The 17,215-nt window shown below is 72.5% G+C and carries 15 protein-coding genes; 3 read left to right on the top strand and 12 right to left on the bottom strand.

The genetic code is table 11. The features are described 5' to 3' along the window. Positions 1-2: 2 nt before the first annotated feature. The 4 genes from AB0K36_RS24005 to AB0K36_RS24020 form a co-directional block, all read right to left on the bottom strand. Positions 3-827, bottom strand: a complete 825-nt coding sequence (locus tag AB0K36_RS24005) for an ABC transporter permease (protein WP_364597893.1) — start codon at positions 825-827, stop codon at positions 3-5. Beyond that, positions 824-1,825, bottom strand: a complete 1,002-nt coding sequence (locus tag AB0K36_RS24010) for an ATP-binding cassette domain-containing protein (RefSeq protein WP_364597896.1) — start codon at positions 1,823-1,825, stop codon at positions 824-826. Before AB0K36_RS24010 ends, AB0K36_RS24005 begins: the two co-directional genes overlap by 4 nt. Before the next feature lie 98 nt (positions 1,826-1,923). Beyond that, positions 1,924-2,565: a hypothetical protein gene (locus AB0K36_RS24015; RefSeq protein WP_364597899.1), complete on the bottom strand. Its 642-nt coding sequence runs from the start codon at positions 2,563-2,565 to the stop codon at positions 1,924-1,926. Next, on the bottom strand, positions 2,562-2,912 hold the full coding sequence (locus AB0K36_RS24020; RefSeq protein WP_364597902.1) for a hypothetical protein: 351 nt from the start codon (positions 2,910-2,912) through the stop codon (positions 2,562-2,564). The genes AB0K36_RS24015 and AB0K36_RS24020 overlap by 4 nt, the downstream gene beginning before the upstream one ends. 67 nt (positions 2,913-2,979) lie before the next feature. On the opposite strand from AB0K36_RS24020, the gene AB0K36_RS24025 reads away from it, so the two are divergent. Beyond that, a complete protein-coding gene (locus tag AB0K36_RS24025; RefSeq protein ID WP_364597905.1) occupies positions 2,980-6,291 on the top strand; it encodes a CHAT domain-containing protein in 3,312 nt (1,103 codons plus the stop codon). A 73-nt stretch (positions 6,292-6,364) separates the two neighbouring features. Here AB0K36_RS24025 and AB0K36_RS24030 read toward each other — a convergent pair whose 3' ends face one another. Continuing rightward, a complete protein-coding gene (locus AB0K36_RS24030) occupies positions 6,365-6,727 on the bottom strand; it encodes a cupin domain-containing protein (RefSeq protein ID WP_189473954.1) in 363 nt (120 codons plus the stop codon). Between the two features lie 134 nt (positions 6,728-6,861). After that, positions 6,862-7,722 (bottom strand): 3-methyl-2-oxobutanoate hydroxymethyltransferase, encoded by an 861-nt coding sequence (panB, locus tag AB0K36_RS24035; RefSeq protein ID WP_364597908.1) that lies wholly within the window; start codon positions 7,720-7,722, stop codon positions 6,862-6,864. A gap of 339 nt (positions 7,723-8,061) precedes the next feature. On the opposite strand from panB, the gene AB0K36_RS24040 reads away from it, so the two are divergent. After that, the gene (locus AB0K36_RS24040; RefSeq protein ID WP_364597911.1) at positions 8,062-9,093 is read left to right on the top strand and encodes an endonuclease/exonuclease/phosphatase family protein; all 1,032 of its coding nucleotides are present in this window, start codon (positions 8,062-8,064) and stop codon (positions 9,091-9,093) included. Between the two features lie 173 nt (positions 9,094-9,266). Continuing rightward, positions 9,267-10,496 (top strand): MFS transporter, encoded by a 1,230-nt coding sequence (locus tag AB0K36_RS24045; RefSeq protein ID WP_364597914.1) that lies wholly within the window; start codon positions 9,267-9,269, stop codon positions 10,494-10,496. Here AB0K36_RS24045 and AB0K36_RS24050 read toward each other — a convergent pair. From AB0K36_RS24050 to AB0K36_RS24075, 6 genes are all read right to left on the bottom strand, one after another. Beyond that, entirely contained in the window at positions 10,465-12,222 is a 1,758-nt protein-coding gene (locus tag AB0K36_RS24050) for an NAD+ synthase (RefSeq protein ID WP_364597917.1), read from the bottom strand. The two genes, AB0K36_RS24045 and AB0K36_RS24050, sit on opposite strands and share 32 nt — an antisense overlap. A gap of 115 nt (positions 12,223-12,337) precedes the next feature. Continuing rightward, entirely contained in the window at positions 12,338-12,793 is a 456-nt protein-coding gene (locus AB0K36_RS24055; RefSeq protein WP_364597920.1) for a CBS domain-containing protein, read from the bottom strand. A 332-nt stretch (positions 12,794-13,125) separates the two neighbouring features. Continuing rightward, on the bottom strand, positions 13,126-13,785 hold the full coding sequence (locus tag AB0K36_RS24060) for a DUF305 domain-containing protein (RefSeq protein ID WP_364597922.1): 660 nt from the start codon (positions 13,783-13,785) through the stop codon (positions 13,126-13,128). Positions 13,786-13,790: 5 nt separating this feature from the next. After that, on the bottom strand, positions 13,791-14,438 hold the full coding sequence (locus tag AB0K36_RS24065) for a DUF3105 domain-containing protein (protein ID WP_364597925.1): 648 nt from the start codon (positions 14,436-14,438) through the stop codon (positions 13,791-13,793). 71 nt (positions 14,439-14,509) lie between these two features. Continuing rightward, positions 14,510-14,944 (bottom strand): hypothetical protein, encoded by a 435-nt coding sequence (locus AB0K36_RS24070; RefSeq protein ID WP_364597927.1) that lies wholly within the window; start codon positions 14,942-14,944, stop codon positions 14,510-14,512. Positions 14,945-15,083: 139 nt separating this feature from the next. Further along, entirely contained in the window at positions 15,084-17,198 is a 2,115-nt protein-coding gene (locus AB0K36_RS24075; protein ID WP_364597930.1) for an MMPL family transporter, read from the bottom strand. Between the last annotated feature and the right edge of the window lie 17 nt (positions 17,199-17,215).

A 17,215-nucleotide genomic window follows, 5' to 3' on the forward strand; every position in this document is an offset into this window, starting at 1 on the left:
CGTCACGTCTTCCTGCGGAACCTGGAGACCGCGAGGGGCGCCGTCACCACCGTGATGGCGGCGGCCCACCCGAGCGTCATCCACACCGAGTGGGCCACCGGCCCGCCGTTGACGAGCGCGCGGGCCGCGTCCGCGAGGTTCGAGAGCGGGTTGTACTCGGTGAACGACTCCAACCAGCCGGGCATGGTCGACGGCGGCGTGAAGATCGACGACCCGAACTGCAGCGGCACCAGTACCAGCATCGCCATCCCCTGGACGGCCTGTGCCGTCTTCATCGTCAGCCCCAGCAGGATGAAGATCCATGTGAGGGAGGCGCCGAAGACCAGCGAGAGCCCGACGGCGCCGAGGAGTTCGAGCACGGAGGTCTTGATGTCCAGCCCGAGCAGGAAGCCCACGCCGAGCAGGATCGCGATGGCCACCAGCATCCGGCCCACTTCGACGACGATCTTCGCGACGAGGACCGACGACCGGGCGATGGGCATCGTCCGGAACCGGTCCATGACGCCCTTCCTGAAGTCGTCGTTGATGCCCGTTCCGACGGCCATGGCGATGTTCAGGCCCATCATCGCCATCAGCCCCGGAACCACGTAGTTGACGTACACCTCCTGGTTGCCCTTGCCGGAGATCGCGCCGCCGAAGACGTACACGAACAGCAGCGTGAAGACGATCGGCATCAGCAGGACGTCGAACATCGACTCCGGGTCGTGCTTGATCTGCATGATGTTGCGGCGCACCAGGGCGCCGATGTGCCGGAGACCCGCCCGCGGCGTGATGCGTCCCTCTCCGGTGAGGGGCCGGGCCGGGGCGGTGACTGCTGTCGCGCTCATGCCGCGACCTCCTCGAGGATCGTGGTGCCGACGGGTGCGGGCGAGGTCTTCTCGCCGGTGATGGCCAGGAACACCTCGTCCAGGCTGGGCAGATGGGTGCCGATGTGCGCGATCCTGAAGCCGTGGGTGCTCAGCACTCCGACGACCGCGGTCAGTTGCTCGTCGCTGAGGATCGGTACGTACAGCCGGCCTTCGTCCGGCACCGCCGACGCCCCTCCGACGCCGCCGAGCCCGGCCTCGGTCACCGCCCGCGCCATGGCGGCGAGTTGCGCCGGGTCGCTCGGCCGGATCTGCAGGGTGCGCCCGCCGACCTTGGCCTTCAGCTCGTCCACGGCTCCGCCCGCGATGACCCGTCCCCGGTCGATGACGGTCAGCTCGCTCGCGAGCTGCTCGGCCTCCTCCATGTACTGGGTGGTGAGCAGCACGGTCGCGCCCTCCGTGACCATCCGCCGCACCTCGTCCCACACCTCGTTGCGGGTGCGGGGGTCGAGCCCGGTCGTCGGCTCGTCCAGGTAGAGCACGGCCGGCCGGCCGATCATCGAGGCGGCGAGGTCCAGCCGGCGCCGCATGCCGCCCGAGTACTGCCCGGCGGGCCGTTTGGCGGCGTCCGTGAGCGAGAAGCGTTCCAGCAGCTCCTCCGCGCGGCGGCGGGCGTCCTTGCGGGACAGGTCGAGCAGCCGCCCGATCATGTAGAGGTTCTCCCACCCGGACAGCTTCTCGTCGACCGAGGCGTACTGGCCGGTGAGCCCGATGGTGCGGCGCAGCTGACGGGGCTGCCGCACCACGTCGTAGCCGGCGACGGTGGCGTGGCCGGCGTCGGGGACGATCAGCGTGGAGAGGCAGCGTACGAGCGTGGTCTTGCCGGCGCCGTTGGGTCCGAGGACCCCGAGGACCGTGCCTTCGCGGACGTCGAGGTCCACCCCGTCGAGCGCTTTGGTCTCCCCGTAGTGCTTGACGAGGCCCCGTACCTCGACGGCGTTCTTGTCGATTCGCGTCATGGGGACCACGGTGGCCGCCCGCGCCGACAGACGGCCGACAGATCACCGACAGGCCGCCGACGGACACCAGCAGGCGGGCGGAAAGTCGTGGGCGGGGCTCAGGGGCAGGCGCCGGTCACGGCCATGTTGCCGACCGACGCGAGCGGGATCTCGACCGGGCCCGCCCGCCCCGCAACGGACAGGCGGACCTTGCCGCCGTCCGCCGACAACAGAACGCCGCAGGTGGTCCCCGAACCGTGTGTCACCTTCAGGAACGCGGGCCGGGCCGCAGGCGCCCACCAGGTGAGCGCGGTGCCGGCGAACAGCAGCGCGAGGGCCACCGCGACGGCGCGGCGGGCATGCGTGAGCCGCCGGGCCGCCCGTATCGCCGTCGCCACCTCGAAACCGTCCACCGACCCGTGATCGCGGTGGATGCCGGCCAGGGTCACGGTGAGCGGCCGGTTCCCCGCCTGCGCCGCCAGCGCGTGCCACAGGCCCACCACGGCCAGGGCCAGTCCGCCGCCGACGAGCACGGTGACGGCGACCCGCCAGCCGAAGGGCAGTTCGGCGGTGGTGCTCCGGCCCTTGATCACGATCGCCGCGCCGATCAGGGTGATGAAGGCCGCCAGGCCGTTCCGCCACGCCTCCGCGCTCGCACGCACCGCCGGCAGCGACTCCCGCACCAGTTCCCGGAACCGGTCCCGCTCCGCCAGGTCGGTCGCACTGGGCGGACCTGCCGGCCTGCGCGGCCGCAGGTTCATACGATGTCCAGTTCGAGGCGGAAGCTGGCACCGCATCCCGTCAGGCCCTCCGGGGCGTCCAGGTGGGTGCTGCCGCAGCCGCAGGAGATGTCCAGCACCACGGTCTCCACCGGGCCCGCGCCGGCGGAACGGCCCACCCCGCCGGTGCCGGTCAGCGCGACCGAGACCTGCCGGTCGACGATCCGGTGGTCGCAGCGGGGACAGGGACCGGCCACGACGAAGCCGTACACGTCTCCCGAGCCGTGCGGCGACACCGTGAGCCGGCCGGCCTCGAGCAAGTCGTAGGCGCGGTCGGTCAGTTCGCGGTCGGTGGTGGCGAGATAGGCAGGGGCCGCTGCGTCGGACATAGCCACACTGTAATGAGCGCCGGTTTACCTTGAGTGCTGTTTCGACCACACGCGGCAAGGGGGGCTCATGGCGGTCGGCAGCGGTGAGGGCAAGGTCGGGGGCGACGGCGCGGGGGAGGATCCTGGGCGGCAACTGCTGTTACAGGGAATCGAGTTGGACCGCCACGGTCGTACCGAGGAGGCCGAGAAGCTGTTCAGGGAGGCCGCCGAGGAGTACGGCGACTTCAACGGGATGTACAACCTGGCGCTGCTGGCGGAGCGCACCGGCCGGCTCCGGATGGCCCGTCTCTGGTACACCGAGGCGTTCCGCCACGGGCATCCCGAGGCCGCCAACAACCTGGGGGCACTGCTGCACAACCAGGACGACCCGGACGCGGCCCAGTGGTTCCGGATCGCCGCTTCCATGGGCCATCCCCAGGCCGCCGCCAACCTCCAGAGGCTGGAGGCCGCCCGCACCGGTCCTCCGGTGGACCCGGAGGTGGCGCCGGTGGCGAAGTACCTGAAGGCGGAGGCGGCGTTCAAGCGGTTCGAGGAGACGGGTGACGACGCCGCCCTCGTGGCGGCCGTCAACATCACCCGGGACGGGGTGCGTCTGGCACCCGAGGGGCATCCGGCACGGGCGATCCTGCTGGGCGCCCTGCGGGGAGTCCTGCGCCACCGCTACGACCTGCGGGGTCACACCGCCGACCTGCGCGAGGCGGTCACCGTGGCGCAGGAGGAGCTCTCCGCCCGGCCCCCGGACGACCCGCGGCGCATGGACGCCGCACGGGCTGCCGTCGGGCTGCTCCGCGACCTGTCCCAGGTCCTCGGTGACGCGGATCCGGTGCGTCAGGCCGTGGACATCGGCAGGCAGGCGCTGACGCGGCCGGGCGGTGACGAGGAATCACGGGCCCACCTCGAGGCGAGTCTCTGCGGCGCCCTGACGTGGCTCGCCGTCCAGCACACGGACGCCGGTGCCCGGCCGGTGCCGGGCACGGGCGGTGCCGACGCGGAGGCCGCGATCGACGGGTACCTGGACGAGGCGGTCGCGCTGGGGCGCGCGGCCGTCGAGGGCCTGCCCTCGCAGGACGCGGTGGCGCGCACCAATCTCGGGGCGGCGCTGCACATGCGGGGCTCGCGCGGAGGTTCGCCGGACGATCTGGACGAGGCCGTCGCCCTGCTGCGGGCGGCGGCACGCACCGCGGACAACCCGAGGCACCGGGCGGACGCCGCCACCAACCTCGCGTCGGCGTTGCGCAGCCGGGCCGCCCTCACCCGCCGGTCGCAGGACCGGCGCGAGGCCGAGGCGGTGGCGGAAGAGGCGCGGACGGTCCTGCGGGAGGCGCCCGCGGACCATCCGCGGACGCTGATGCATTCCCTGTTCGCCGCCGGCCGCTCCGCGACGTCGGACGAGGCCCGGCGCGCGCTGGCGGCCGTGCCCCGCTCGCACGCCCTGCGGCCGAAGCTGCTGGTCCTGCTGGCCACGGCACTCGAGGAGGAGGGCGCCCGGGAGGCCGCGGTCGTCGCCGCCCGGGAGGCGGCGGCCACCGCGGTGAGCAGGGAGAGCACGGTCGAGTCGCAGCGGCTCCTCGGCTCGCTGCTGCTGCGTTCGCGCGAGGACGCCGAGCCGGACCGCGCCGAGGTGGAAGAGGCCGTGGCGGCCTTCACGGCAGCGGTCGCGGCATGTGAGGCGACGGACGTGGACCGCGCCGAAGTGCTGATCGGTCTGACGGTGGCGCTGGTGAACCGCTTCCGCTTCGCACCGGACGGCCCCGACCGCGACGCGGCGCTGACGGCGCTCCGGGAGGCGGCGCACGCGGCCGGCTCCTCGCCCGAGGACCGTCTGACCGCCACCCGGATGTGGGCGGGGCTGGCCCACGAGGCCGGCGACACCGCCGACGCGCTGGTGGGGGCGCGCGTCGCGGTCTCCCTGCTGCGGGACGTCGGCCGGACCGGTCTCGAGCGTGCCGACCAGGAACAGGTCCTGCGCAGCGGTGCGGCGATGCCGAGGGACGCCGCTGCCCTGGCGATCATCGAGGGCCGGCCCGAACTGGCGGTGGAACTCCTGGAACAGGGGCGTTCGGTGCTGTGGCGTTCCACCCTGCACCTGCGCGGCGACCTGGCCTTGCTCGCGGCGCGGGAGCCGACCCTCGCGGCCGAGCTGGAGGAGATCCGCTCCGCGCTGGACGGTGACGGCCGGGTCGACCCGGAGGCCCGGATGCGGCTGGCGCGCCGCTGGACACAGCTGCGCGACCGGGTCAGGAGCCTGCCGGGCTTCGAGCGCTTCCTCGCCCCGCCCGCGTTCGGCGAACTCGCTCCCGCGGCGGCGGACGGCCCCGTGGTCCTCGTCAACATCAGCGCCGTGCGCTGCGACGCGATCCTCGTGCTGCCGGGCGGACGGGTCGATGTCGTACCGCTGCCCGGCGTCGACTTCCGTGGCGCGGACCGGGTCTGCAACACCTACCTGGAGCACCTGGGGGACGCGCTGGCACCCGGTGCCGCCGGCCGGGTCCGGCAACGGGCGCGGCACACCGTCCACGACACCCTGGAATGGCTGTGGGAGCGGATCGCCCGGCCCGTGCTCGACCGGCTGGAGCTGCCGTACCGGTCGGCGGAGCCGCCGCGGCTCTGGTGGTGCCCGACAGCCTCCTTGGTGTCGTTGCCGCTGCACGCGGCGGGGCGGTACCCGCGCACCGGTGCGGACCGGACCGAGCCGGTCGGGCTGCCCTTCGCGGTGGTCTCGTCCTACACCTCGACCCTCGCCGCACTCGTCGACGCCAGGCGGCGTCCCGCGGCCGGCGATCCCCGGCTGCTGGCCGTGGCACTGTCCGACACCGAGCGAGGTCACGCACCTCTGCCGGGGGTTCCCGAGGAACTGCGGGGGCTGCGTGAGGCGCTCGGCCATGAGCGGGTGACCACCCTGGCCGACGACGCGGCCACCGTCGCGGCGGTGCGGGAGCACCTGCCCGGACACCCATGGGCGCACTTCGCCTGTCACGGCAGACTGGACATGAACGCGCCCGCCACGTCCGGTCTGTGCCTGCGTGACGGTGACATGAACGTGCTCGACTTCGCGGAGCTCCGACTGGACCGTGCGGACCTGGCGTTCCTCTCCGCCTGCCACACCCGCCTGGGCGGCGGGCAGTTGCCCGACGAGGCCATCCACACCGCTGCCGCACTGCGCATGGCGGGATTCCGCCATGTCGTCTCCACCCTGTGGTCCGTCCAGGACCGGGTCGCGCCCGCCGTCGCCGCCGCGTTCTACCGGAACCTCGGCGCTCCGGGCGTGCTGCGTTCGGACGGTGCCGCGGCGGCCCTGCACCGTGCCGTCGCGGAGCTGCGCGACGCCGACCCCACGAACCCGATGCTCTGGGTCCCCTTCACGCACGACGGTCCGTAGCGCGGGCAGCTCCTGCGCGGGGCAGGCCGCCGGCGCTGCCGGCGGCCTGTGGTTCTTGCGGAGGCCAGAGCGGTCAGGACTTCGCGTAGTCGCCGAAGCCGACCCAGTCGAGCACCACGCACGACTCGTCGCCGACGACCCAGGCGTCGTGCCCCGGTGCGATGGACATGAAGTCGCCGGGGCCGAACTCGCCCGTCTCGCCGCCGTCCATGACGACCTTCATACGGCCGCTGACCATGTAACCGACGTGCGAGGCCTGACAGCTGTCCGTGCCCGCGATCGGCTTGACGTGGGTGGACCAGCGCCAGCCCGGCTCGAACACGGCACGCCCGACCGGCCCGTGCTCGGTGTTGATGACGTCCAGCTTCCCCTTTCCGTCCTTGAACGCACGGGTCTCGTCGGCCGAGTCGAAGTTCCTGCTCATGATCGCGGCCATGATGTCCCGCCTCCTGGCGGTGAGGTGCTGTCCCCGAGGCCATCTCTCACACTACGCCGACAGCCCGCCGACGGGGGAAGATCGGCGGGCTGTCGTCTGTGCCGGGAGTGGCTCTTCGCGGCGGTGGGCGTGGCTCAGTGGAAGCTGTGCTCCTCCGCGGGGAACGCGCCGCCCGCGACGTCGTCGGCGAACGCCTTCGCCGCGTCGCCGAGGGTCTGGCGGAGGTTGGCGTACTGCTTGGTGAAGCGCGGCACCTTGCCGCCCGTCAGACCGGCCATGTCGGTCCACACCAGGACCTGGGCGTCGGTGTCGGGGCCGGCGCCGATGCCGATGGTGGGGATGTGCAGGGAGCGGGTGACCTCGGCGGCGAGCTCGGCCGGGACCAGCTCGAGCACCACGGCGAACGCGCCCGCGTCCTGGGCGGCCTTGGCGTCACGGATCAGCTTGTGGGCGGCCTCGTCGCTGCGGCCCTGCACCCGGTAGCCCATGGTGTTCACGGACTGCGGGGTGAGCCCCAGGTGCGACATGACCGGGATCCCGGACTGCACGATCAGCTCGGTCTGGGCCAGCGAACGCTCGCCGCCCTCCAGCTTGACCGCGCCGACGCCTGCCTCCTTGACCAGCCGGGTCGCGTTGCGGAGGGCCTGGACCGGCCCTTCCTGGTACGCGCCGAAGGGCAGGTCACCGACGACGAGGGCGCGCTTGGTCCCCCGTACGACGGCGGCGGACAGGAGGGTCATCTCGTCCATCGTGACGGGCACGGTGGTCTCGTAGCCGAGGTGGCAGTTGCCCATCGAGTCGCCCACCAGGACCACGGGGATCCCGGCCTCGTCGAAGACGGACGCCGTCATGGCGTCGTAGGCGGTGAGCATGGGCCACTTCTCGCCGCGCTCCTTGGCGGCGGCGATGTCGTGCACGGTGATGCGGCGCGACTGCTTGCCGCCGTACAGCGCCTTGCTGCTGTCGGTGGCCTTCTGGGCAGGCTGAAGCGTCATGAGTATTCGGCTCCTTCTTCATCTCGAGGCGCCCTGACGGCGTCCCCGGATCGCCTCCCATGGTGGCACTTCATGCCACCCGGGGAAAGAGGACCCCCTCACACGCCGCGTCGCCGCCCTCGGGACACGCCCGCCGCGGTGTGATCCGGAACGCATCGAGTGTGCCCGTTCTGTCACAGCCTCCGCGCCACGCCCGGCGGCAGGAACCCGGCGTGCGCCCACGTCGTCATCGAGGCAGAACAGCCGTCCCCGGACGGCGGGACGACCACCGGTCATCGCCTAGGGTCCTAAGGACGGCGGCGAGGCCGGGCGTGACAGCAAGGCAGTGAGGACAGCTCTATGGCGCAGGCGTACACGGCGGACACGGAGAACGGCACGGCCCGGACGCGGCCCACCGGGTCCTTTGTCGGCAGACTCCGGGGGGTGGCCGAGCGGTGGCGCGGCGACCGCGGGATCTGGCGGCGCGGCGTCGTCCTCGCCGTCTGCGCCGTGCTGGTCGCCCTGCTGATGCTCCTGCACGCCCGGATCCCCAACCGGATCGGCAACCTCGGCAGCCTGACGGAGACCTTCCTGCCCTGGTTCGGCGTGTTCGTCCCGCTGATCGCCGTCGCGGCGGTGCTGCGCCGGTCCGCCACGGCGCTGATCGCCGTACTGCTGCCGCTGGTCGTGTGGCTCAACCTGTTCGGCGGGCTGCTGGGCAAGTCCGCGGCCACCGGCGGCGATCTGACGATCGCCACGCACAACGTGAACGCGGACAACCCCGACCCCGTGGGCACAGCGGAGGACGTCGCCGCGTCCGGGGCCGACGTCCTCGCGCTGCAGGAGCTGCCGACGGGGCAGGTGACGGCGTACGAGGAGGCCCTGTCCGCCACGTATCCGCACCACGCGGTGGAGGGCACCGTGGGGCTGTGGAGCAAGTACCCGCTGACCGGCACCTCGCCCGTCGACATCCGGATGGGCTGGACCCGCGCGATGCGCGCCACGGTGGCGACGCCCGGCGGTGAGGTCGCGGTGTACGTCGCGCACATGCCGTCCGTCCGCGTGAAGCTCCACGCGGGCTTCACCGCCAACCAGCGGGACGACAGCGCCGACGCCCTGGGCGAGGCCATCGCCCGCGAGCGACTGGACCGGGTCGTGCTGCTCGGCGACCTCAACGGCACCATGAACGACCGCTCGCTCAACGCCGTCACGTCCCAGATGCGCTCCACGCAGGGCGCGGCGGGCGACGGCTTCGGCTTCAGCTGGCCGGCGGCGTTCCCGATGGCGCGGATCGACCAGATCATGGTGCGCGGCGTGGAGCCGGTGTCGTCGTGGACGCTGCCGCGGACGAACAGCGACCATCTGCCGATCGCGGCCCGCGTGGACCTGTGACCTTGGTCCCACTGCGGCCCTTCCCGTGACCGCGCCCGGCCCGTGGGGCCGGGCGCGGCCGTCTGTCCGGGGGCGGGGCGAACGCCGGCGCAACCCGCCGTTCACCGCGCGGAACAAAACGTCTGAGAGCATTTGTTCCGAGAACGAACTTACTCGGAAAGGCTCACCCTCCCATGCCCTTGGCGCTCCTCGCCCTCGCCGTGTCCGCCTTCGGCATCGGAACCACCGAATTCGTGATGATGGGCCTGCTGCCCAATGTCGCGGAGGACCTGGGCACCTCCGTCCCCACCGCGGGCCACCTCGTCTCCGCCTACGCCATCGGCGTCGTCATCGGCGCGCCGCTGCTCACCGGCCTCGGCTCCCGCGTCCCGCGCAAGCGGATGCTGCTGCTCCTGATGGCGCTGTTCACCGTCGGCAACCTGGCCTCCGCCCTCGCGCCCGGCTTCGGCACCCTGCTCGCGGGGCGCGTGCTCGCCGGACTGCCGCACGGCGCGTTCTTCGGCGTCGGCGCCGTCGTCGCGGCGCGCCTCGTACGGGAGCACCGGCAGGCGCGTGCCGTCGCGACCATGTTCCTCGGGCTCACCGTGGCCAACATCGTCGGCGTCCCCGCCGCGACCGCGCTCGGCCAGCAGCTCGGCTGGCGTGCGACGTTCCTCGTCGTGACCGCCATCGGCCTCGTCGCCATGGCCGCCCTGGCCCGCCTCGTGCCGAGCATGCCCCTCGACGCCCACCAGGGCATCGGCCGCGAACTGCGCGCACTCCGCGACCGGCAGGTGCTGCTCGGCCTGCTGACCGCCGTGTTCGGCTTCGCCGGAGTGTTCGCCGTGTACTCCTACCTCGCCTCGATGACGACCGGGGCGATCGGCCTGGGGGAGTCGTCGGTCACCCTCGTCCTCGCCCTGTTCGGCATCGGCATGACGCTCGGCGCGCTCGCCGCCGGCCCCCTCACCGACCGCGCGCTGCGGCCGACGCTCTACGGCTCCCTGACCGCGCTCGCGCTGGTCCTGGCCGCCTTCCCGTTCACCGTCCACGTCCCGTGGCTCGCCCTGACGACCGTCGTCGTGCTCGGCGCGGTCGGCTTCCTGACCACCACGCCGCTGCAGATGCTGGTGATGCGCAAGGCCAAGGACGCCCCGACCCTCGCCTCCGCCTCGAACCACTCCGCCTTCAACCTCGCCAACGCGGGCGGCGCCTGGCTCGGCGGCGCGGCCATCGCGGCCGGCTGGGGCTGGACCTCCCCGGCGTTCGTCGGCGCGGTCCTCGCCGTCGTGGGTCTCGCGATCGCCGCCGTCGCCGGGGTGCTCGACCGTGACCGCGACGCGAAGGGGGCCTCCCGCGTGATCGCGGGAAGCCCCCTCGCACCGGAGCGGATCAGCTCGTCGCCTCGCGCCAGCGGTTCGTGATCGGCAGCCGCCGGTCCTTGCCGAAGCCCTTCGCCGAGATCTTGGTGCCCGGCGGGTACTGGCGCCGCTTGTACTCCGCCATGTCCACCATCCGCAGCGTCTTCGTCACCAGCGCCTCGTCGAAGCCGGCCGCGACGATCGCGTCCTTGCCCTGGTCACGGTCCACGTACAGCTCGAGCAGCCGGTCCAGCACGTCGTAGTCCGGCAGCGAGTCGGTGTCCACCTGTCCCGGGCGCAGCTCGGCGCTCGGCGGCTTGGTGATCGACGCCTCGGGGATCGGCGGGGTCTGGCCGCGCTCCGCCGCGGCCCGGTTGCGCCACTTGGCGAGCCGGAACACGGTCGTCTTGTAGACGTCCTTGATCGGCCCGTACGCGCCCACCGAGTCGCCGTAGAGCGTCGAATACCCCACCGCCAGCTCGGACTTGTTGCCCGGCGCGAGGACGATGTGGCCCTCCTGGTTGGAGATCGCCATCAGCATCGTGCCGCGCAGCCGCGACTGGAGGTTCTCCTCCGCGAGCCCGGTCAGACCCAGCGAACCCATGTAGGCGTCGAACATCGGCTCGATCGGTACGGTGCGGAAGTTCAGCCCCGTCCGCCGTGCCAGTTCGGCCGCGTCGCCCTTGGAGTGGTCCGAGCTGTACTTCGACGGCATGGAGACGCCGTACACGTTCTGCGCGCCGAGCGCGTCGCAGGCGATCGCGGCGACGAGTGCGGAGTCGATGCCTCCGGACAGGCCGATCAGGACCGACCTGAAGCCGTTCTTGGCGGCGTACGCGCGCAGGCCGACCACCAGCGCCGAGTACACCTCCTCGTCGTCGTCGAGCCGGTCGGCGTAACCGCCCGTCAGCTCGGCCTCGTACGCGGGCAGCGGCTCCTCCGACAGCACGACGCGGTCGATGCGCAGCCCGTCGTCCACGACGCCCTCGGGCGCGTCGGCGGCCGCGGCGGGCAGCTCGAGATCCAGTACGACGCTGCCTTCCGCGAACTGCGGTGCCCGCGCCACGACTTCGCCGTCCGCGCCGACGACGATCGAGTCGCCGTCGAAGACCAGCTCGTCCTGCCCGCCGATCATCGCCAGGTACGCCGTGGTGCAGCCGGCCTCCTGGGCGCGCTTGCGCACCAGCTCGAGGCGGGTGTCGTCCTTCTCGCGCTCGTACGGCGAGGCGTTGATCGAGATCAGCAGTCCCGCCTTCGCGCTGCGGGCGGCGGGCACCCGGCCGCCGTCCTGCCAGAGGTCCTCGCAGATCGCGAGCGCCACGTCGATGCCGTGGACCCGGACCACGGGCATGGTGTCGCCCGGCACGAAGTAGCGGAACTCGTCGAAGACGCCGTAGTTGGGAAGGTGGTGCTTGGCGAAGCTGAGCGCCACCTCGCCGCGGTGCAGCACGGCGGCGGCGTTGCGCGGCGACCCGGCGGGCTGACCGTACCGGGGCCGGCCCGTCTCCGAACGGTCCAGGTAACCGACGATCACCGGGAGCTCGCCGAACCCCTCGGAGTCCAGACGGGCGGCGAGCGCGCGCAGCGTGGCACGGGAGGCTTCGACGAAGGACGACCGCAGCGCGAGATCCTCGACGGGGTAGCCGGTCAGCACCATCTCGGGGAAGGCGACGAGATGCGCCCCCTGCTCGGCGGCGTGCCGGGTCCAGTGCACGATCGCCTCGGCGTTGCCGGCGAGGTCACCGACGGTCGAGTCGATCTGATTCAGAGCGAGGCGTAGTTGAGGCACGGGCCCAGTGTAATCGTCTTTCTGACGCGATGTCCCTCCGGGTGATGCGCGGCACATCACCGGAGCACCCGGCGGAAGGGGGCGGGCCGAGCCGGCCCCGCCCCCGGCAGGACCCTCAGGTCATGGAGCCCGCTCTCTTCAGGCGCTCCATGCCGCTCTCCGCGTAGACGCGCTCCGCCCAGCCGGCGATCTGGTCCTCGCTCAGGTGCTGCGCCAGGTCCGCCTCGCTGATCATCCCGATCAGCCGCTTGTTCTCGATCACCGGCAGCCGCCGTATCTGGTGGCCCTGCATCTCCCGCAGCACCGCCGACACGTCCGCGCCGGCGTCGATCCAGCGCGGGGTGCCCTTGGCCATCTCGCCCGCGGTGACCTTGGCCGGGTCGTGGCCCATCGCGACGCAGCCCACGACGATGTCGCGGTCGGTGAGGATGCCGCACAGCCGCTCGTCGGCGTCGGCGATCGGCAGGGCGCCGACGTCCAGCTCCCGCATCAGCTGCGCCGCCCGGTCGAGGGTCTCGTGCGAGGGGATCCACCGGGCCCCCGGGTGCATGATGTCCTTCGCAGTGGTCATAGGTCGTGCCTCCTGGATGCCGCATCGGCCCCGAGCCACCTCATTCTCGTGGCGCCGTTCGGCGTACGCGACCGCAGCCGCGTAAGCCCTCCGGGCACCCCGCCCGCGCTTCCCGGCCTCCGGCTTTCCGGCCTCCGCCTTTCCGGCCTCCGGCGTTCCCGCCCTCCGGCGCCCCCGTGCCTCCCGCCCCGGACGGACAGGGGCCGCCTCGCGCCCAGTGGCTCCTTCGAACGCCGACGGCCCCGCCCGAAACGCCGACGGCCCCGCCCGAACGCCGACGGCCCCGTCCCGGATCTCTCCGGGACGGGGCCGTCGGCGGACGGCGGCGCGTGTCAGGTGCGCGGCTCCGCGCCCCGGCGGTGCAGCAGGTCGACCATCAGCTCGACCTCCGACGCCTGCGCGTCCACCATGCCCTGCGCCAGATCGCGCTCCACCCCGACCGCGCACTGCTCGACGCAGCCCTTGGCCATGGCGATCCCGCCGTTGTGGTGGATGATCATCAGCTGGAGGTAGAGGACCTCCGCCTCCTTGCCGCTGAGCCGTCCCAGCCGCTCGAGGTCCGCCCTGCTCGCCATGCCGGCCATCAGTGAACCGTCCTCGGCCCGGTGGCCGCCGCCGTGAGCGCCGTGGCCCGAGCTCCCCGAAGCCATCCACTCCATCGGCTCGGCGTCCGCGTCCACCTTCGGCAGTCCCCACAGGTCCAGCCAGCCCAGCATCATGCCGCGCTGGTTGGCCTGGGTGTTGGCGATGTCGTACGCGAGCCTGCGCACTTCCTCGTCCTTCGTCCGGTCACGGACGATGAACGACATCTCCACCGCCTGCTGGTGGTGGACGGACATGTCACGGGCGAAACCGGCGTCCGCGGACGCCCCCGTCGGCGTACGGTCCGCGGGGGCGGAGCCGCCGCTCCCCGCGGAGGCCACCGTGGCCGCCCCCGCGAAGAGCAGCGCGAGGACCACCGCGGTGACGGCGGCCCAGTGCGTACGCGTCATGCCCATCACTTGCCGCTCAGTCCGCCCGTGCAGGCCGCGCCCGGCTCGGGCGTCTGCGGGCCCTGCACGTACTTGGTGAAGAACTGGCTGACCCGCTTGTCGTCCGCCGAGTCGACGGTCACCTGCTTGCCCCAGGCGCTCAGCATGATCGCGCCCTGCTGGTCCTTGTACGGGCTCATCAGCGTGTACGGCGTCTTCTTGACCTTCTCGGCCAGCTTGTCCACGTCACCCTTGGCGGCCTTGTCGGTGTACGTCACCCACACCGCGCCGTGCTCCAGCGAGTGGACGGCGTTGACCTCGGGGATCGCCTCCTTGTACACGTCGCCGTTGCAGTTCATCCACACCTGGCTGTGGTCGCCGCCGACCGGCGGCTTCATCTCGTAGGAGACGGCCGTCTCGACGTGGTTGCGGCCGAGCTTCTTGGCGTCCCAGGACTTCTCGTCCTGGACCGGGGCCTTCGCCTCGGCCACGCGCTGCTCCTTCTCCTCGGACTCCTTGTTGAGGACGAAGACACCGAAGCCGACGAGGCCGGCGACGACGACGGCGCTGATGCCGACGGTGAGGATGCGGTTGCGGCGCTCACGGGACTGCTCGGCCCGGCGCATCTGCTCTATCCGGGCCCGGCGGTCGTTGGTGGTGTTACGGGAAGCCATGGTGGCGGTGTCCTTCGTGAAGTCTGCGGAATGGGGGGTTCAGCGATGCGTGCGAGGTCGTGCGGGCGGTGTCACGTCCGCAGCACCTGAAGGACGTGCAGGTCCGGGGCGCGCGCGAGCACTCCGGAACGGCCTCGGCCGCCGGCGTCGGCGGCGGGCCCGGGGTGGGGGAGCGGGGCGCCCGCCTCCAGCGGGGCGTCGAGCTGCGGAGGCGGCACGGTGAGCACCGCGGGGCTGAGCACCGGCAGCAGGCCGCAGCCGCCGTCGTCGTACGGGCAGCTGTACGCGGTCGCCGTGGGGGCGACCGTCCGTGCCGACGCCGCCGCCGTCCCGGCCGCCGCCGCTGCCGTCACCTCTGGTCCATGGGCCCGGGGGGAGGGGCTGCCGTGGTGCGTACCGGCCGGGCCGAGGCAGATGAAGAGCGCGCCGAGGAGCGTCGCCACGGCGCTCAGCAGAGCCGTGGGACGTGCGGTGCGCGAGAGGCGGTCGGTCCGCGAACCCCCCATGGCCGCAGATCGTAGTGGGCGGACGCCACCGGCACCGCAGACGGGCGGCAATTAACGGCCGCCCGGCGACGGCGCGGGGCCCCGCCGCGATGCGACGGGGCCCTGCGAGGTCCGGGTGCCCCGGACCTGTGGCGGCGCGTCAGACCCGTTCCGGCGCGCGTCCGGCCGACGCCGGCCGCTCCGCGGCGGCCTCCCCCTGTGCCCCGGTCCTGAACAGCCGGCCCGGCCACCAGAACCAGCGGCCCAGGTCGAGGGCGAGGGCGGGCACCAGCACCGTACGGACCAGGAACGTGTCCAGCAGGACGCCGATGCCGACGATGGTGCCCATCTGCGCCATCGTCACCAGCGGCAGTCCGGCGAAGACCGCGAATGTCGCGGCGAGCACGACGCCCGCACTCGTGATGACACCGCCGGTGGTCGTCAGGCCCTCGAGCACACCGCGCGCCAGGCCGAGCCGCTCCGACTCCTCCCTGACGCGGTGCATCAGGAAGATGTTGTAGTCGATGCCGAGGGCGACGAGGAAGACGAAGCCCATCAGCGGGAGCGACCAGTCGACACCGGCGAAGCCGAGGACGTGCTCGAACAGAAGGTTCGAGGCGCCGAGCGCCGCGAAGTACGACAGCACGACCGTCGCCAGCAGCAGCACCGGGGCGACGATCGCCCGCAGCAGCCACACCAGGACGAGCAGGACCACCAGCAGCACCACCGGGATCACGGTCCGCAGGTCACGGTCGGCGGCCCGCTGGGTGTCCAGGGTCTGCGCGGTCGTGCCGCCCACCAGGGCGTCGGCCCCCGCCACGTCGTCGACGGCGGAGCGCAGCGCGTCGACGGTGTCCTTGGCCGCGTCGCTGTCCGGGGCGTTCTCCAGGACGACGGACAGCGTGGCGAGTTCGCCGTCGGGCGTGCGGTCGCCCGCGTCGACCCGGGCGACGCCCGGCACCTTCGCGGCGGCCGCCTCGACCTCGCCGGCCTGCGCCGCGTTCGTGACGATCTTCGCGGGGTCGGAGGCGCCCGACGGGTAGTGGGCCGAGATCCGTTCCTGGGCGACGACCGACTCGGGCTTGTCCTGGAACATCTCCGCCTGGGTGAGCCCCATGTTGATGCCGAACGCGCTGAGCGCCAGCACACCCGTGACGCCGGCCGACATCAGCCACGACCAGCGCGGACGCCGGGCGACGGCCGCACCGATACGGGACCAGACGGTGACCGCCTTCCGTACGGGCGTGCCATGACGCGGCACGAAGGGCCAGAACACCCAGCGGCCCGCGATCACCAGCAGCGCCGGCAGTACGGAGACCATCGCCAGGAAGCCGCAGACGACGCCGATCGCGCCGACCAGGCCCAGCGAGCGGGAGGAGTTGATGTCGGCCAGCGACAGGCAGGCCAGGCCGACGGCGATGGTGCCGGCGGAGGCGAGGACCGCCGGTCCCGAACGCCGCAGTGCGAGCCTCATCGCCGCGTGCCGGTCCTCCTGGCGGTGCAGCTCCTCCCGGTAGCGGGCGATCAGCAGCAGCGCGTAGTCGGTGCCCACGCCGAAGACGAGGACCATCAGGATGCCGGCGCTCTGCGGGTCGACGGGCAGTCCGGCGTACTTCGCCAGCAGATAGGTGCTGACCTGGGTCAGCACGGCGGCGAAGCCGACCGCCAGCAGCGGGAACAGCCACAGCACCGGGCTGCGGTAGGTGATCAGCAGCAGCACGGCCACCACCAGGCCGGTGGCGATCATCAGGGTGGCGTCGAGCGTGTCGAAGACCGCGACCTGGTCCATCAGTGAGCCGGCCGGTCCGCCGACCGCGACGTCCAGGCCGGGCGGGGCGTTGGCGCCGGCGATGTCGCGGATCTCCTCGACCCGGTCGCCGAGCTCGTCCGACAGCGGTACGACCACCATCAGCGCCCTGCCGTCGTCGGACGGCAGCACGGGGGACAGCTGCCGGCCCTCTGCGACGTGCGGGGCGAACGCGCGGCGGTCCGACTTCGCCGCGGCACGGTCACCGGCGGTGAGCGGCCGGTCGGAGCTGTATACGACGACGACGGGCATCACCTCGTCGGTGCGGAACTTCTCCAGCTCCGTGTTGACCGCGGCCGACTCGGCCCCCCGCGGCAGGAAGGCGTTCGGTCCGGTGTCCTCGACCTCGCCGAGTTTTCCGGCGAGCGGGCCGAGGGCCACGACGACGACGATCCAGCCGAGCAGGACGAGCCATTTGGTACGCCGGCCGCCGGGCGCCGAGGCCAGGCGCTTGAGCAGCGCTCTCATGAGTAGTCTCCTTGAGT

Source organism: Streptomyces kurssanovii (assembly GCF_040677245.1).
Taxonomy (GTDB): Bacteria; Actinomycetota; Actinomycetes; order Streptomycetales; family Streptomycetaceae; genus Streptomyces; species Streptomyces kurssanovii.

Excerpts from the sequence above, each read along its gene's own strand:
- AB0K36_RS24025 (WP_364597905.1), top strand. The coding sequence starts at position 2,980 with ATGGCGGTCGGCAGCGGTGAGGGCAAGGTCGGGGGCGACGGCGCGGGG.
- AB0K36_RS24040 (WP_364597911.1), top strand. The coding sequence starts at position 8,062 with ATGGCGCAGGCGTACACGGCGGACACGGAGAACGGCACGGCCCGGACG.
- AB0K36_RS24060 (WP_364597922.1), bottom strand. The coding sequence starts at position 13,785 with ATGACGCGTACGCACTGGGCCGCCGTCACCGCGGTGGTCCTCGCGCTG.
- panB (WP_364597908.1), bottom strand. The coding sequence starts at position 7,722 with ATGACGCTTCAGCCTGCCCAGAAGGCCACCGACAGCAGCAAGGCGCTG.
- AB0K36_RS24045 (WP_364597914.1), top strand. The coding sequence starts at position 9,267 with ATGCCCTTGGCGCTCCTCGCCCTCGCCGTGTCCGCCTTCGGCATCGGA.
- AB0K36_RS24015 (WP_364597899.1), bottom strand. The coding sequence starts at position 2,565 with ATGAACCTGCGGCCGCGCAGGCCGGCAGGTCCGCCCAGTGCGACCGAC.
- AB0K36_RS24020 (WP_364597902.1), bottom strand. The coding sequence starts at position 2,912 with ATGTCCGACGCAGCGGCCCCTGCCTATCTCGCCACCACCGACCGCGAA.
- AB0K36_RS24065 (WP_364597925.1), bottom strand. The coding sequence starts at position 14,438 with ATGGCTTCCCGTAACACCACCAACGACCGCCGGGCCCGGATAGAGCAG.
- AB0K36_RS24010 (WP_364597896.1), bottom strand. The coding sequence starts at position 1,825 with ATGACGCGAATCGACAAGAACGCCGTCGAGGTACGGGGCCTCGTCAAG.
- AB0K36_RS24070 (WP_364597927.1), bottom strand. The coding sequence starts at position 14,944 with ATGGGGGGTTCGCGGACCGACCGCCTCTCGCGCACCGCACGTCCCACG.
- AB0K36_RS24055 (WP_364597920.1), bottom strand. The coding sequence starts at position 12,793 with ATGACCACTGCGAAGGACATCATGCACCCGGGGGCCCGGTGGATCCCC.
- AB0K36_RS24030 (WP_189473954.1), bottom strand. The coding sequence starts at position 6,727 with ATGGCCGCGATCATGAGCAGGAACTTCGACTCGGCCGACGAGACCCGT.
- AB0K36_RS24075 (WP_364597930.1), bottom strand. The coding sequence starts at position 17,198 with ATGAGAGCGCTGCTCAAGCGCCTGGCCTCGGCGCCCGGCGGCCGGCGT.
- AB0K36_RS24005 (WP_364597893.1), bottom strand. The coding sequence starts at position 827 with ATGAGCGCGACAGCAGTCACCGCCCCGGCCCGGCCCCTCACCGGAGAG.